The organism is Paracoccus xiamenensis (genome assembly GCF_011308835.1).
GTDB lineage: Bacteria > Pseudomonadota > Alphaproteobacteria > Rhodobacterales > Rhodobacteraceae > Paracoccus > Paracoccus xiamenensis.
In genome coordinates, this window is sequence record NZ_JAAOHY010000001.1 from 861455 (window position 1) to 875780 (window position 14326).

At 64.6% G+C, this 14326-nt stretch carries 17 protein-coding genes; 8 read left to right on the forward strand and 9 right to left on the reverse strand.

What is annotated here, in order from left to right; genetic code table 11:
• Nucleotides 1-2: 2 nt before the first annotated feature.
• From G7044_RS04235 to G7044_RS04255, 5 genes are read left to right on the forward strand one after another with little or no spacing between them, the layout of a single operon-like run.
• A complete protein-coding gene (locus G7044_RS04235) occupies nucleotides 3-839 on the forward strand; it encodes a carbohydrate ABC transporter permease (RefSeq protein ID WP_166326333.1) in 837 nt (278 codons plus the stop codon).
• Nucleotides 840-842: 3 nt separating this feature from the next.
• A complete protein-coding gene (locus G7044_RS04240) occupies nucleotides 843-1115 on the forward strand; it encodes a DUF2160 family membrane protein (protein ID WP_166326335.1) in 273 nt (90 codons plus the stop codon).
• Between the two features lie 2 nt (nucleotides 1116-1117).
• Nucleotides 1118-2170, forward strand: a complete 1053-nt coding sequence (locus tag G7044_RS04245; RefSeq protein ID WP_166326337.1) for an NAD(P)-dependent alcohol dehydrogenase — start codon at nucleotides 1118-1120, stop codon at nucleotides 2168-2170.
• A 12-nt stretch (nucleotides 2171-2182) separates the two neighbouring features.
• Nucleotides 2183-3256, forward strand: a complete 1074-nt coding sequence (locus G7044_RS04250; RefSeq protein ID WP_166326339.1) for an ABC transporter ATP-binding protein — start codon at nucleotides 2183-2185, stop codon at nucleotides 3254-3256.
• Nucleotides 3257-3261: 5 nt separating this feature from the next.
• Complete coding sequence (locus G7044_RS04255; protein ID WP_166326341.1) at nucleotides 3262-3942, forward strand: HAD family hydrolase; 681 nt, start codon at nucleotides 3262-3264, stop codon at nucleotides 3940-3942.
• On the opposite strand, the gene G7044_RS04260 is transcribed toward G7044_RS04255, so the two are convergent.
• The 9 genes from G7044_RS04260 to G7044_RS04300 are packed head-to-tail and all read right to left on the reverse strand — an operon-like array spanning nucleotide 3939 to nucleotide 12023.
• Nucleotides 3939-5108 (reverse strand): acetyl-CoA C-acyltransferase, encoded by a 1170-nt coding sequence (locus G7044_RS04260; protein WP_166326343.1) that lies wholly within the window; start codon nucleotides 5106-5108, stop codon nucleotides 3939-3941. The two genes, G7044_RS04255 and G7044_RS04260, sit on opposite strands and share 4 nt — an antisense overlap.
• Nucleotides 5108-6409, reverse strand: a complete 1302-nt coding sequence (locus G7044_RS04265) for an ArgE/DapE family deacylase (RefSeq protein ID WP_166326345.1) — start codon at nucleotides 6407-6409, stop codon at nucleotides 5108-5110. Before G7044_RS04265 ends, G7044_RS04260 begins: the two co-directional genes overlap by 1 nt.
• An 8-nt stretch (nucleotides 6410-6417) precedes the next feature.
• Nucleotides 6418-7080, reverse strand: coding sequence for a 3-oxoacid CoA-transferase subunit B (locus tag G7044_RS04270; protein ID WP_328803802.1), 663 nt, complete (start codon nucleotides 7078-7080; stop codon nucleotides 6418-6420).
• Nucleotides 7064-7762: a CoA transferase subunit A gene (locus G7044_RS04275; protein WP_166326347.1), complete on the reverse strand. Its 699-nt coding sequence runs from the start codon at nucleotides 7760-7762 to the stop codon at nucleotides 7064-7066. The genes G7044_RS04270 and G7044_RS04275 overlap by 17 nt, the downstream gene beginning before the upstream one ends.
• The gene (locus tag G7044_RS04280) at nucleotides 7759-9102 is read right to left on the reverse strand and encodes an aminotransferase family protein (RefSeq protein WP_166326349.1); all 1344 of its coding nucleotides are present in this window, start codon (nucleotides 9100-9102) and stop codon (nucleotides 7759-7761) included. The genes G7044_RS04275 and G7044_RS04280 overlap by 4 nt, the downstream gene beginning before the upstream one ends.
• Entirely contained in the window at nucleotides 9099-9866 is a 768-nt protein-coding gene (locus G7044_RS04285; protein WP_328803803.1) for an amino acid ABC transporter ATP-binding protein, read from the reverse strand. Before G7044_RS04285 ends, G7044_RS04280 begins: the two co-directional genes overlap by 4 nt.
• A 13-nt stretch (nucleotides 9867-9879) precedes the next feature.
• Nucleotides 9880-10536 carry an amino acid ABC transporter permease gene (locus G7044_RS04290; RefSeq protein ID WP_166326351.1) on the reverse strand — a complete coding sequence of 219 codons (657 nt, stop codon included), beginning with the start codon at nucleotides 10534-10536 and terminating at the stop codon, nucleotides 9880-9882.
• Between the two features lie 12 nt (nucleotides 10537-10548).
• A complete protein-coding gene (locus G7044_RS04295) occupies nucleotides 10549-11196 on the reverse strand; it encodes an amino acid ABC transporter permease (RefSeq protein WP_166326353.1) in 648 nt (215 codons plus the stop codon).
• Between the two features lie 56 nt (nucleotides 11197-11252).
• On the reverse strand, nucleotides 11253-12023 hold the full coding sequence (locus G7044_RS04300; RefSeq protein ID WP_166326355.1) for a transporter substrate-binding domain-containing protein: 771 nt from the start codon (nucleotides 12021-12023) through the stop codon (nucleotides 11253-11255).
• A 108-nt stretch (nucleotides 12024-12131) separates the two neighbouring features.
• Here G7044_RS04300 and G7044_RS04305 point away from each other — a divergent pair, with 108 nt between their 5' ends.
• From G7044_RS04305 to G7044_RS04315, 3 genes are all read left to right on the forward strand, one after another.
• Nucleotides 12132-13079, forward strand: coding sequence for a LysR family transcriptional regulator (locus G7044_RS04305; RefSeq protein WP_166326357.1), 948 nt, complete (start codon nucleotides 12132-12134; stop codon nucleotides 13077-13079).
• 183 nt (nucleotides 13080-13262) lie between these two features.
• Entirely contained in the window at nucleotides 13263-13856 is a 594-nt protein-coding gene (locus G7044_RS04310; protein ID WP_166327349.1) for an NADPH-dependent FMN reductase, read from the forward strand.
• 102 nt (nucleotides 13857-13958) lie between these two features.
• Nucleotides 13959-14267: a GNAT family N-acetyltransferase gene (locus G7044_RS04315; RefSeq protein WP_166326359.1), complete on the forward strand. Its 309-nt coding sequence runs from the start codon at nucleotides 13959-13961 to the stop codon at nucleotides 14265-14267.
• Nucleotides 14268-14326 lie beyond the last annotated feature (59 nt).

Consider the following 14326-nt stretch of genomic DNA (forward strand, 5'->3'; position numbering starts at 1 on the left):
CCATGAAAGCCCTTCGCCCCTGGCTGATGATCCTGTTCTGGTGCTTTGTCAGCTTCCTGACGCTGTTCCCGATCTATTGGCTGTTCGTCGTGTCGGTGAAACCCGCGGTCGAGCTGTTCTCGACACCCGATGTGATCCTGACCAAGTTCTACTGGCAGAATTACATCGACGTTCTGAACGACCGCACGCTGCGCAGCTATATGATGAACTCGCTCATCATCTCGACCGGCAACGCGGTCTTGTGCACGATCCTCGGCTTCCTGACCTGCTATGCGCTGTCGCGTTTTAACCTGCCGGGCAAGGAAAGCATCTTCTTCTGGACCATCACCAACCGCATGGCCCCGCCCGCCGTCTTTCTGCTGCCGATGTTCCTGCTGCTGACGCAGGTCTACAAGATCGGGGACTTCTCGCTGGCCGATACGCGGATCGGGATGATCCTTGTCTATTGCACCTTCAACCTGCCTTTCGCGATCTGGACCCTGCGCCCCACCGTCGACGGCATCCCAAAAGAGCTGGATGAGGCCGCCTATGTCGACGGGGCCAGCCCCTGGAAGGTCATCACCGAGGTCGTCTTTCCGCTGGCCCGCCCCGGTCTTGCCGTCACGCTGATCCTGACCTGGGTTTTCGCCTGGAACGAATATCTGTTGGCCGCGACCCTGACCAATTTCAACGCCCGCACGCTGACCACCGGCCTCTCGGAATATGTCACCACGACCGGCACCGAATGGGGGATCATGGCGGCGATTTCCGTCTTCACGCTGATCCCGGCGCTGATCGTCTTCAGCCTTGTGCAGCGCCATATCGTGACCGGCCTGACCTTCGGCGCGGTGAAAGGATAAGCCATGAGCAACGACACCGAAAAGCTGGCGCAGGAGGAGAACCCCGCCCTCGTCCTCGCCCATCTGGTCGAGGAAGACGCCGACCGCGCCCCAAGCGCCGCCACCGGCTTTCTTCCGATTGAGACGAACTGGTTCGACCGCGTTTTCATCAGCGTCGTGCTTTGGGTGGCGCTGTCGCTGTTCTGGTTTCGCTTTCTGGAACCGCTCGGCCTGTCGATCTGGCTGTGCCTCGCCTTGTCCCTGATCGCCGCCGTCTTCATCATTCGCAAGGGATAGCCATGGAAGCGCTTGTTCTTGAAAAGAAAGACGAACTCTCGCTGCGGGATTTTCCCGCCATCGACCGCGAGGAGGAAAGCCTCGGGCCCCATGATGTGCGCATCCGGCTGCATACGGTGGGGATCTGCGGGTCGGACGTGCATTACTACACGCATGGCCGGATCGGGCCGTTTGTCGTCAACGAACCGATGATCCTGGGTCACGAGGCGTCAGGCACCGTGATCGAGATCGGGTCTGCCGTCACCACCCTGCAACCCGGTGACCGGGTCTGTATGGAGCCGGGCATTCCCGACCCGAACAGCAAGGCCACGCGGCTGGGAATGTATAACATCGACCCGGCGGTGCGTTTCTGGGCGACGCCGCCGGTGCATGGCATCCTGCGCCCGACCTGCACCCACCCCGAGGCCTTCACCTTCAAGCTGCCCGACAATGTCAGCTTTGCCGAGGCCGCGATGGTCGAACCGCTGGCCGTCGGTGTCCACGCCGCGACCAAGGCGCGGATCAAGCCGGGCGATATCGGGCTGGTGATCGGGGCAGGGCCGATTGGTCTTGTCACGGCGCTGTCGGCGCTCGCCGCCGGTTGCGCGCGGGTCTATGTCGCTGATCTGGCCGAGAAGAAGCTGGAAATCGCGGCCAGCCTTTCGCCGGCCATCACCCCGGTCAATGTCGCGCGCGAAAACCTTGTCGAACGGGTGAAGGCAGAAACCGAGGGCTGGGGCGCGGATGTGGTCTTCGAGGCCACTGGCTCGCCGAAGGCGGCCGCCGGCGTGTTCGAACCGCTGGCACCGGGGGGCTGCGTGGTGATGATCGGCGGCCAGCCCGATCCGATCAGCTATGACGCAGGTGCCGCCATGATCCGCGAGGCGCGGGTCGAGAACATCTTTCGCTACGCCCATGTCTTCCCGCGCTGCGTCGCCATGCTCGCCTCCGGCGCCATCGACGTGAAGCCGCTGATTACCCGGACATTTGATTTCAAGGACAGCGTGCAGGCCTTCGAGATCGCCGCATCCGCCCCGCCGGCGGACGTGAAAATGCAGATCGTCCTGCCCCAGTAACCGGAGGCCGTCATGGCAAACGTGAAGATCGACAATGTGGTCAAACGCTATGGGGCCGTGCAGGTCATGCATGGCGTCAACGTGGATATCGAGCATGGCGAATTCGTCGTGCTGGTCGGGCCTTCGGGTTGCGGCAAGTCCACGCTGCTGCGGATGCTGGCCGGGCTGGAGGAGATCAGCGACGGCACGATTTCCATCGGCGACAAGGTGGTGAACGGCGTCTCGCCCAAGGATCGCGACATCTCGATGGTGTTTCAGTCCTATGCGCTGTACCCGCACAAGACCGTAGCCGAAAACATCGGATTTCCGCTGAAAATGGCCAAGCGCCCCAAGGCCGAGATCGACGAAAAGGTCACCCGCGCGGCCAAGATCCTGGACCTTGCGCATCTGCTGGACCGCTTTCCAAAACAGCTGTCGGGTGGTCAGCGCCAGCGCGTCGCAATGGGCCGCGCCATCGTGCGCGATCCGCAGGTCTTCCTGTTCGACGAACCGCTGTCGAACCTCGACGCCAAGCTGCGCGTGACCATGCGGGTCGAGATCAAGGAGCTGCATCAGCGCCTGAAAACCACCATCGTCTATGTCACCCATGACCAGATCGAGGCGATGACCATGGCCGACAAGATCGTCGTCATGCGCGATGGCCGCGTCGAACAGATCGGCGCGCCGCTGGATCTTTACGACCGTCCGGGCAATGTTTTCGTCGCGGGCTTCATCGGCTCGCCCTCGATGAATTTCCTGCGTGGCAAGATCGCCAGCGCCGACGGTGCAAAGCAATTCGCCTCTGACAGCGGGCTTCGCCTGCCGCTGCCGGACACCGGCGCGCCCGACGGGGCCGAGGTCATCTATGGCATCCGCCCCGAACATATCGGCGTGTCCGCGGACGGGACCGCGGGGGGGGTCCCGGTCAATGTGGTGGTGGTCGAACCCACGGGATCGGAAACCCAGATATTTGCCAAGGCCGGCGGCGATGTGATCGACGCCATCGTCAAGGATCGCATCCGCGCGGCACCGGGTTCGCAGATCCATTTCGTGATTGACCCTGCCAACGTCCATCTGTTCGACGCCAAGACCGAACAGCGGATCTGACCGCAATGACCGCGGCGGTGATATTTGACCTCGACGGGGTGCTGGTCGACAGCGAGCCCCTGTCGCTTGGCGTCCTCGCCGAGGAGATGCGCGCGGCCGGCATAGCCGACGCCACCGCGGACGAGGTCGGGCGGCAATTCCTTGGCGTGGCGCTGCCAGTGATCCGCGCCTATGTCGCCGAACGCCTTGGCCGCCCCGTGCCAGAGGCTTTTGCCGAGCGTTTCGAGGACCGCCTGCTGGCCCGCTATCCGAAAGAGTTGCGGGTGATCCCCGGCGTGCCGGAACTGCTGGATGACTTGACGAATGCGGGCATTCCCATCGCCATTGCCACCGGCGGCTCGTTGCGCCGCATGGGCGAGACGCTGCGGGTCTCGGGCCTTGATCGCTGGTTTCGGGGCCGCGCCTTCAGCGCCGATCAGGTGGCGATGGGCAAACCCGCGCCGGATCTGTTCCTGCTGGCCGCGCGCGAATTGCGCGTCGATCCCGCGGATTGCGTGGTTCTGGAGGATTCGCCCCATGGCGTCACCGGCGCGCTGCGGGCCGGCGCGCGGGCTGTCGGTTTCGTGGGGGGCTCTCATCTGGACAGCAGACGGGCCGAACATGTCGAGCTGTTGCGCAGGAAGGGTGCAGCGCCGGTGCTGGACAGCATGACCGGCATGTTCGCGGCGCTGACGCGGCCCGCCTAGAATATCTCGAACAGCCCCGCTGCGCCTTGTCCGAAGCCCACGCACATCGACACCACGCCCAGCTTGGCCTTGCGCCGCCTTCCCTCCATCAGCAGATGTCCGACCATGCGCGCGCCGCTCATGCCGTAGGGATGGCCGATGGAGATGGCGCCGCCGTTGACGTTCAGCCGTTCCGGGTCGATGCCCAGCCGGTCGCGACATGGCAGAAGCTGGGCGGCGAAGGCCTCGTTGATTTCCCACAGGTGGATATCGGCGATCCGCAGCCCGTGCCGCTCCAGCAGGCGCGGAATGGCGAAAAGCGGCCCCAGCCCCATTTCCTCGGGCGCACAGCCGACCGCGACGAAACCACGAAATGCGCCCAACGGGGCCAGCCCGCGCAGGGCGGCCTCGGCCGCGTCCATCAATACCATGGCGGCAGCACCGTCTGACATCTGGCTGGCATTGCCGGCGGTCACCGTGCCGCCATCGCGGACCGGGGGCAGGGCGGCCAGCCCTTTGGCCGTGGTGCCGGGGCGGTTGCATTCGTCGGCGCTCAGCGTGACCTCCTCGAAACAGGTTTCGCCCGTGGCCCTGTCGGTGACCTGCTTGCGGGCAGTGACCGGGACGATTTCATCGCCGAACAGTCCCGCCGCCTGCGCTGCTGCCGTCCGGCGCTGGCTTTCCAGCGCATAGGCATCCTGCGCTGCGCGGGTGACGGCGCACTCCCTGGCGACCATTTCCGCCGTGTCCAGCATCGGCAGGTAATAGCCCGCGCGCACCTGATCCAGCCGATAACGGTGGCTGTTCCAGTGTTCGTTCTGCACCAGCGAAATACTGTCCATCCCGCCCGCCGCCACGATCTGCGCGCCGTCACGGATCTGGCTGGCGGCAACGGCAATGGCGTTCAGCCCCGAGGCGCATTGCCTATCGACGGTCGCCGCCGCCACCTGATCGGGCAGCCCCGCCGCCATCACCACATGGCGCGCGGCATTGATCCCGCCGGTCCCCTGCGTCAGCGCGCAGCCCATGGTCAGGTCTTCGATCTCGGCCCCGTCCAGACCGGCGCGGGCGGTCGCGGCGTGCAGGGCCGACGCCCCCAGCAGCGGCACCGGCGTATCGTTGAAGGCCCCGCGATAGGCCTTGCCGATGGGCGTGCGGGCATAGGACACGATAACCGGATCACGCATCAGATCGCCTCCAGCCCGCACCATTGGGCGATGAACAGCGCCGTGGTCTGGGTCACCCTTCGCATGGATTCCAGATCGACGCGTTCGTTGAAGCCATGGATCGCCTCGGCGCGGGGACCATAGACGAGTGCCGGGGTGTCCGCGTAAAGCCCGAAGAAGCGGGCATCGGTGGTGGCTGTGATCGGCGCGCGGGTCAGCTCGCCCCCCGTCACCGCGCGATGGGCGCCTTCCAGCGCGCGAGTTGCGGCCCCGGCCATGGCCGAGCGGTCCTGCGCAAGCGCATAGCCCTCGGCGGCGAAGCCGTGCCAGGTGATCGCTGGCAGGGCGTTTTTCAGAAAAGGGACCTCACGCGCAGCGGCCATGACGCAATCGGTGATCTCGGCGCGGGCCTCGGCCAGATCCTGACCAGGAAAGACCCCCATGCGCACATCAAAGACGCACCAGGCCGGGACAGAGCTGGTCCAGTCGCCGCCCCGGATGCGGCCGACATTCAGGTTCAGCGCATGGTCATGACCGGCAAAGTCGGGACTGCGGCGGTCGGGCGCGTTCCAGCGATGCTCCAACGCATGCAGGGCGGCGAAGATGGGCGGCGCGGCCTCGATGGCATTGGCACCGGTGCCGGCATAGGCGACATGGGTGGGCAGCCCCTTCAGATGGATCTGAAACCACAGCACGCCGACCTGTGCCGAGACCAGCGTTTCGGCGAAGGGTTCCGGGATCAGCGCCGCATCGGCGCGATAGCCGCGCGCAAGGCAGGCTAGCGCGCCGTTGCCGGTGCATTCTTCCTCGACCACGGATTGCACAAAGACGGGCGCGGCAGGCTGGAAGCCCGCGCGGCGCAACGCATCCAGCGCGAACAGGTTCGCCGCCAGCCCGGCCTTCATGTCGCCTGCGCCGCGCCCATACATCCAGCCACTGTCAACACGCGGCGCAAAGGGCGGGCTGTCCCACATGTCCAGCGGACCTTCGGGGACCACATCGATATGGCCGTTCAGGATCAGGCTGCGGCCCTTGGCACTCCGGGGCGTGTGGCTGGCGACCACATTCACCGCGTCCTCGTAATCGCCGATGACTGGGGAAAAGCCGGGCAGGTGGCGGATATCGTCCAGCCGGATCTGCCAGCGGTCCACGGACAGCCCGCGCGCGGCATATTCAGAGGCGATGAAGTCCTGCGCCGACTGTTCTTGCCCACGGGTCGAGGGATGGGCGGTCAGTTCGGCCAGAAATTCGGTCTGCGCGTCGAAACCGGCATCGACGGCGCGCAGGATCCCGGTGGTTGGAAGGTCGGGTGTCTGGTTCATCGTCGGCCTCAGAAGCGTGGGATCTCGCCCGCGGGCAGGATCAGCGGGGCGCCGGTCTTGGCCACCACCTCGGCGGTGGTAACACCGGCCGCCAGTTCGGCAAGCACCAGCCCGTCGGGCGTGACATCGCAGACGGCGAGATCGGTATAGATGCGGTCGACGCAACCCGGCGCGGTCAGCGGTAGCGAGCAGCTTGCAACGATCTTTGGCCGGCCGGCCTTGTCGGTATGGGTGGTGATGACGCCGACGCGGCGGGCCTTTTGCGCCAGTTCGATGGCGCCGCCGGCGCCGGGGGTGAAGCTGCCGGGGATCATCCAGTTTGCCAGATCGCCATTGCCCGCGACCTCGAACGCGCCCAGCAGCGTCAGGTCCAGCCGGCCCGAGCGCACGATTGCAAAGCTGACGGCGCTGTCGAAAAAGGCCGCGCCCGGCAGGGTCGAGACATAGGCCCCACCGGCGTCGATCAGGTTGCGGTCCTCGGACCCTTTCGCGCGCACCGGGCCGACGCCGCTGATGCCGTTTTCGGCATGCAGACAGACGGGCAGGGCGGGCGGCACATGGCGCAGAACCTGGGTGGGCAACCCGATGCCCAGATTGACCACCATGCCGGCGCGAATATCGCGGGCGGCGCGGGCCAGCATGCGTTCGCGCGGGCTATCGCTTGACGACACCGTAAACCTCCGGCAGGGATTCGGGCAGGGCGACGACCCGGTCGACAAAGGGGCCGGGCGTGTGGATGTCATCGGGGTCAAGGCCGCCCAGAGGCAGCACACATTCCGCCTCGGCGATGGTGGTGCGGGCGGCCATGGCCATCAGCGGGTTGAAATTCCTGGCCGAGGCCGCAAAGCGCAGATTGCCGAAGCCGTCCGCCGCCGCCGCATGGATCAGCGCGAAGTCGGCGCGCAAGGCGGGCTCGACCAGATAGCTGCGACCGTCGGGCATGGTGACGCGCTGCTTGCCCTCGGCCATGCGGGTGCCGATGCCAATGTCGCTGAGAAACGCCGCCATTCCCGCGCCGCCAGTGCGGATCCGTTCGGCAAGGATGCCCTGCGGCACGAATTCGACCGCCACCCGGCTTTCGTTCATCGCCGCGACCATATTGGCGTTCAGCCCGATATGGCTGGTGATCAGCCGCGCCATCTGGCCCGATTGCAGCAACAGGTCGATGCCCATGCCGGATTCGTTGGCGTCGTTCTTGATGATGGTCAGGTCGCGGGCGCCATGGTCCACCAGCGCGCGGATCAGCGTGAAGGGTGTGCCCGGCACGCCGAAGCCGCCGACCATGACCGAAGCCCCGTCGGGAATATCGGCCACGGCGCGGGCGGCGTCGATGATGCGGCTGTCGAGCCTCATGCCGCCTCCGCCACTGGCAGGCCGGCTTCGACCGCGAAGGCATCCAGCGCCTCGGTCAGCAGGCTGATGATCTCGTCGATCTGGGTGGGCGTCACGATCAGCGGCGGGCAGACCATGAAATGATCCCCCTCCAACCCGCCACGGGTGCGGCGCGCATAGATGATGAGCCCACGTTCGTAAGCCAGATCAACCAGTCGCAGATAGGCGTTCAGTTCCTTGGGCAGGGGCGCCATGGTGCTGCGATCCGAGACCAGTTCGAAGGCCAGCAGCAGCCCCTTGCCACGCACGTCGCCGATGAAGGGATAGCGGTTCATCAGCCCTTCCAGCCGCGATTTCAGCAGATCGCCCATGCGCGCTGCGTTGTCGGTCAGCCCGCCACGTTGTAGTTCGGTCAGCACCGCGCAGCCAGCCGCGCAGGCCAGCGGGTTGCCAGCATAGGTATGGCCGTGCAAAAAGCCGCCCGCGTCCAGCACCGGCTCGACGATATCGCCGCGCGCGACCATCGCGCCAAGCGGCACATAGCCGGCGGCAAAGCCCTTGGACAGCGCCATGATGTCGGGCGTCACCCCCCAGTGCTGGGCGGCGACAAAGCGGCCGGTGCGGCCGGCGCCGGTCATCACCTCGTCATAGATCAGCAGTATGCCGAATTCGTCGCAGATCTCGCGGATGCGAGTATAGTAGCTGTCGGGCGCCACCAACGCCCCGGTCGAGGCGCCGCCCACCGGCTCCATGATGAAGGCCAGCACGGTTTCGGGGCCTTGGGCGACGATCTCGTCGCGCAGCATCTCGGCATAGCGCAGGCCGCGCGCGGCATCGTCCAGATTGTCGCGGTCCAGATAGCAGGTGGGCGCGGGAACCTTGGGCATCACCCGCATCATCGGCGCGAATGGGCCGGTAAAGCTGTCCATGCCGGTGATCGCCAGCGACCCCATGGTCGAGCCGTGATAGGACGGAAAGCGCGAGATCACCTTCCACGCCCTGTCGCGCCCCTGGGTTAGCGCGTATTGGCGCGCCAGCTTGATCGTGCTTTCGACCGCTTCGGACCCGCCCGAGACGAAGAACACCCGGTCAAGGCCCGCGGGCATCATCTCGGCGGTCATCCGGGCCAGATCCTCGGCCGGTTGGTTCTGGAAATGCAGCCGGTAACCGAAGGTCGATTTCGCCATCTGTGCCTGCATCGCCGCCAGCACGCGCGGGTTGGAGTGGCCGATATTGCTGACCATCGCGCCCGATGACCCGTCCAAGTAGCGCCGCCCTTCTGTGTCCCACAGATAGATCCCCTCGGCCCGGTCCAGCATTGGGCGGGACAGGCGGGACTGATAGAAAAGATGGCTGCTCATGATCGGCCTTCGAGATGTTTGCGCAGGAAGTTGCGGGTGCGTTCGTTGGTGGGGTTGCGGAAGATCACATCGGGCGGGCCTTCCTCGACCACGACGCCCTGATCCATGAACAGGACGCGGTCGCAGACATCCTGCGCGAAGCCCATTTCATGGGTGACGATCAGCATGGTCATGTGTTCCTGCGCCAGCCGCTTCATCACTGCGTTCACTTCTTCGACCAGTTCGGGATCAAGGGCCGAGGTCGCTTCGTCAAACAGCATCACCTTGGGCTTCATCGCCAGCGCGCGGGCAATGGCCACGCGCTGTTTCTGGCCGCCCGACAACTGGCTGGGGAAATAGTCGATGCGTTCCAGCATGCCGACATGATCCAGCTGTTCCTCGGCCAGCTTGTCGACATCGGCCTGCGATAGACCCTTCAGCAGGCGCGGGCCAAGGGTGACATTTCCGCGCACGGTCAGATGCGGGAACAGGTTGAAATGCTGGAACACCATGCCGATTTCCTGCCGGATCCGGTTGATATGGCGTTCGTATTCGCGCGGCGGCAGACGCTTGTTCACCTGCTCGCCTTCAAGGAAGATCTCGCCGCCCGACAGGGGGTCAAGCTCATTGATGGCGCGCAGGAAGGTGGATTTGCCTGATCCCGAAGGACCGATGATCGCCACGATCTCGCCCCGGTTCACGGTCAGGCTGATATCCTTCAGCACCTCCAGCGCGCCATAGCTTTTGGCAGCGTTTCGGATCTCGATGATGGGTTGTTCGGTCACACGGATCCCCCTTTCAGCGCGAAGCGGCGATGCGGCGCTCGATCCGGCGCTGCACGGCTTCCATGCCGAGGTTGACGATGTAGTAAAGAACCGCCGCCGCCAGGTAGAATTCGAACGGGCGGAAGGTGCGGCTGATGGCCTGCTGCGCCGAAAGCGTCAGTTCAGCCACCCCGATCACCGATACCAGCGCCGAATCCTTCAGCAGCGCGATCATGTTGTTGCCGATGGGCGGGATGACCGCGCGCACCGCCTGCGGGATGACGACATGGCGCAGCGCCTGCCAGCGCGACAGGCCGATGGTGCGGGCGGCCTCGGTCTGGCCCTTGTCGACGGCCAGGATCGCGGCCTGGATCAGTTCCGAGTTATAGACCGCGAAATGCAGCCCCAGCCCGATGACGCCGGCAACGAAGGCGGGCAGGTCGATGCCGATCTGGATCAGCCCGAAATAGATCAGGAACAGTTGCAGCAGCAGCGGCGTGCCCATGAACAGGGCCTCGAACAGGCGAAAGGGCCAGCGGATCACTGCCGGCGCATACAGTGCCACCACCGCGAACAGCACCCCGCCGATATAGGACAGCACCCCCGCCAGCACGGTGATGGCAACGGTCCAAAGCGTGCCTTGCAGAAGCAGCCCCCAGAAGCCGCCCAGAACGCTGAAATCAAGTCCCATGCTGCCCCCCGGTCATGCGATGCGTGCCTTGCGATCCAGCCAGCCGACCACACGGCCGACCGACAGGATGATGATGAGGTAGAGAATCCCCGCCAGCAGGAACATTTCGAACGGACGATAGGTCGAGCCGATATAGCGCTGCGCGGTATAGGTCAGCTCGACCACGGAAATCGGCGCGACAAGGGCGGTGGCCTTGATCAGCGCGTTGATATTGACGCCAAGCGGCCGGATCATCAGCCGCATCGCCTGCGGCAGGATGACGTGGCGCATGGCCTGCCAACGCGACATGCCGATGGTGCGCGCCGCCTCGGTCTGGCCTCGATCGACGGCGATGATGGCGCCGCGGATCGTCTCGGTCATATAAGCGCCGGCATTGACGCCCAGCCCGATGACCCCGGCCTGAAAGGCGTCCAGCTGGATGCCGATCTGCGGGCCGCCGAAATACAGCAGGAACAGCTGGATCAGCGCCGGCGTGCCGCGAAAAACGCTGACATAGGCCGCCCCCAGAAAGCGCAGAACGCGTGAGCGCGACAGCCGCGCCGCCGCCCCCAGCGATCCGCAGATCAGCCCGAGGATCGCCGTCAGCACCGACAGCAGCACCGTCACCCAAGCCGCCTTCAGAAAGAAGGGGAAGACCGTGCGGATCAGTTCGAAATCCATTGCCCCGCCTGTTCGCGCGGCCCCGGCAGGCATCTGCCCGGCCGGGGCGTTTCACCTTAGCGGATGTCGCCGCCGACCCATTCCTCGGCGATTTTCAGATAGGTGCCGTCTTCCATCATCGCATCCAGCGCCTTCTGCATCTCGGCGGCGAGGGCGGGGTTGTCCTTGCGGATGGCGATCCCGGCGGCGAAGGTTTCTGCCTCGGGATAGTCGACCTCGACCGCGTTGGTCTTGCCTTCCTTGATGGCGATCATCACCGGGATGTCGTCGTTGACGATGGCGTCGACGCGGCCGTTTTCCAGTTCCAGCAGCAGCTCTGGCAAGCCCTTGTAGGTGCGGACGTTATAGCCCTGGTCGCGTGTCCATTGGTCATGCGTTTCGCCCAGAGTGACCCCGACGGTGGCGTCCTTCAGGTCGTCGACGCTTTTGACCTTGCCATCGGCCGGGGCGAAGATGCCGCGGCGGGTGTTGTAATAGGGGCCAACGAAGTCGACGACCTGCTGGCGTTCCTCGGTGATCGACATCGAGCCGACGACAGCGTCATATTTGTTGGCCAGCAACCCGCCGATGATGCCGTCCCAGGCGGTGGTGACGATCTCGGCCTCGACGCCCATGCGTTTGGCGATCTCGGTGCCGATTGCGGCATCGAAGCCCACGACTTCGTTCTGTTCGTTGACGAAGTTGAAGGGCGGATAGGCGCCCGACATGGCGATGCGCATCACGCCGGCTTCCTTGATCTTGTCCAGATCCTCGGCAAGGGCGGGTGCTGCGGTCAGCGCCGCTGCGATCAGGGCGCCACTGGTCAGCGCACGGCTGATAAAGCTCATCATCTTCTCCCATGTTGGTCGCATTTTTTACGAGTCCTCGGATTATCTTGCGTTGTCAGTTTTCATCGGACAAACAGATAATTCCTATTCAAAGCATAGATGACATTTATGTACGACCGCCGCTTCGTCTGGAATCTGGACTGGAATCTGCTTCGAACCTTCATGGTAATCGCCGACCGGCAGGGTATCACGGCGGCTGCGAATGTGCTGGGGGTGAAGCAACCCACCGTCAGCGCGGCCCTGCAACGGCTGGAGGCCAGCATGCAGGTCCAATTGGTTGCCCGTGGGCCGCGCCAGTTCGACCTGACCCCGGCGGGGCGGCAATTGTATCAGGAAGCGGCAGCGATTTTCGGCGCCGTCGCCCAGCTTCCCGACCTGATTGCCGAGAATGGCGACAGGCTGCAGGGACAGGTGACCGTCGCATTGGCAAGCCATGTTGTCTCGACCCATTTCGACGATCTGCTGTCACGCTTCGGGCTGGAACATCCCGGAATTGGCTTTGCGCTGCCGGTCCATGAAAGCCGCGAAGTGGCGAACATGGTCCGCGAAAACCGCGTCACCGCCGGAATCTGCCTGTTGGATCACCCGCCCGAGGGGTTGCAGACCCGCGTGTTGTTTCACGAACATTTCGCCATCTATTGCGGGGCTGGCCATCCGGGCTTCGGTCGCGTGGCGATACCGGCGGCAGAATTGGCCGAATATGAAACCGTCAGCTTCCAGACCGAGACGCTGGACGGCCCGCTGCGCGACGTACGCCTGATGCGTGACCGGATCGGCCTGAAATCACATCCGCGCGGACTGTCATCCAGCCTGCACGAGTTGCGTCGGATGATCGCCGCCGGGCTGGGGATCGGCGCGCTGCCGGTTCATATTGCCGCCGATGATGTCGCGCGAGGCCGGTTGCGGCGGATCGAGGTGCCCGGCGGCGTGGCGCGGGTGCCGGTCCATCTGGTGCGACACGGGGGGCGTCGCTTCTCGGCCGCCGAGGCGGCCTTTCTGGCTGCGCTTGACCAGATGCTGGATCAGGTGCCCGAGACCGCGCGCGACTATGGCTGAGCGGAGCGTCATGCGGGGCTGCGCAAAAGCCCTCGGCGATCAATCCGCTGTTCGGTTCCGTCGAACGCGGCATTTCATTCAAGCCCGCTTGTTGCGAACGATCCGCGATCGTAACTTCGACCCAGAAGACAGATTTCCGGCCATCACGGCCGACACATACCTGAACCGAAACAGATCGGGATAATCATGAGCAAACCGAAAATCGCCATTATCATCGGCTCGACCCGCGAGACGCGTTTCGCCGACAAACCGGCTGCCTGGCTGCTGGAAAACGCCCAGAAGCGTGACGACCTGGAATTCGAACTGGTCGATCTGCGCGATTACGACCTGCCGTTGTTCAACGAGGTCGCCTCGAACCTGTGGGTGCCGTCGCAGGACCCGCGAGTGGTGAAATGGCAGCAGAAGCTGGCCGAATTCGACGGCTATATGTTCGTGACCGCGGAATACAACCACTCGGTCAGCGGTTCGCTGAAAAACGCGCTGGATCAGGCCTATAAGGAATGGAACCACAAACCGATGGCCGCGATGGGCTATGGCGGCGTGGGTGCCGCGCGCGCCATCGAACATCTGCGCGGCATCGCGGTTGAGCTTCAGATGGTCCCGATCCGCAATGCCGTCCATCTGGGCGGGGGCGAGTTCATGAAGGTCAGCCCGCTGGGCCAGAACGGCGACATGTCCGAGGTCGATGCCGTGCTGCAGCCCTCGTTGCAGGCGACGCTGGACGAGCTGGCATGGTGGACGAATGCCACCAAGGCGGCGCGCGAAAAAACCGCGTAATCCGATCAGGGCGGCCCACAACGGCCGCCCTTTTCATTGCCGCGCGGCTGAACCGGGTCCATGGTTGGCCGCGAGAGATACCGCAGGAGAGGGAGAGCCGAGATGACCACCATCACCAAGGAAGAAGACGGCCGCCATGGCCGTTATGTCGCCCGCATCGACGGCATCGCGGCCGAGGGTGAGATCACCTTTACCCATCGCGGCCCCGGCGTCATCAGTGCCGATCATACCGGGGTTCCCGATGCGATGGGTGGCAAGGGCGTGGCCAAGGCGTTGCTGGATTTCATGCTGGAGGACGCGCGCGCCAATAGTTTCCGCATCATTCCGATCTGCCCCTTTGTGCGCGGCCAATATGCGCGTCACCCGGAATGGTCGGACCTGTTCACCACCAAGCCCGGCGAAGACCCCTGAGAGTTGTCGTCGCACAGGACCACAGCGATCCGCAGCATGCTTGCGGGTGGGATGTAACG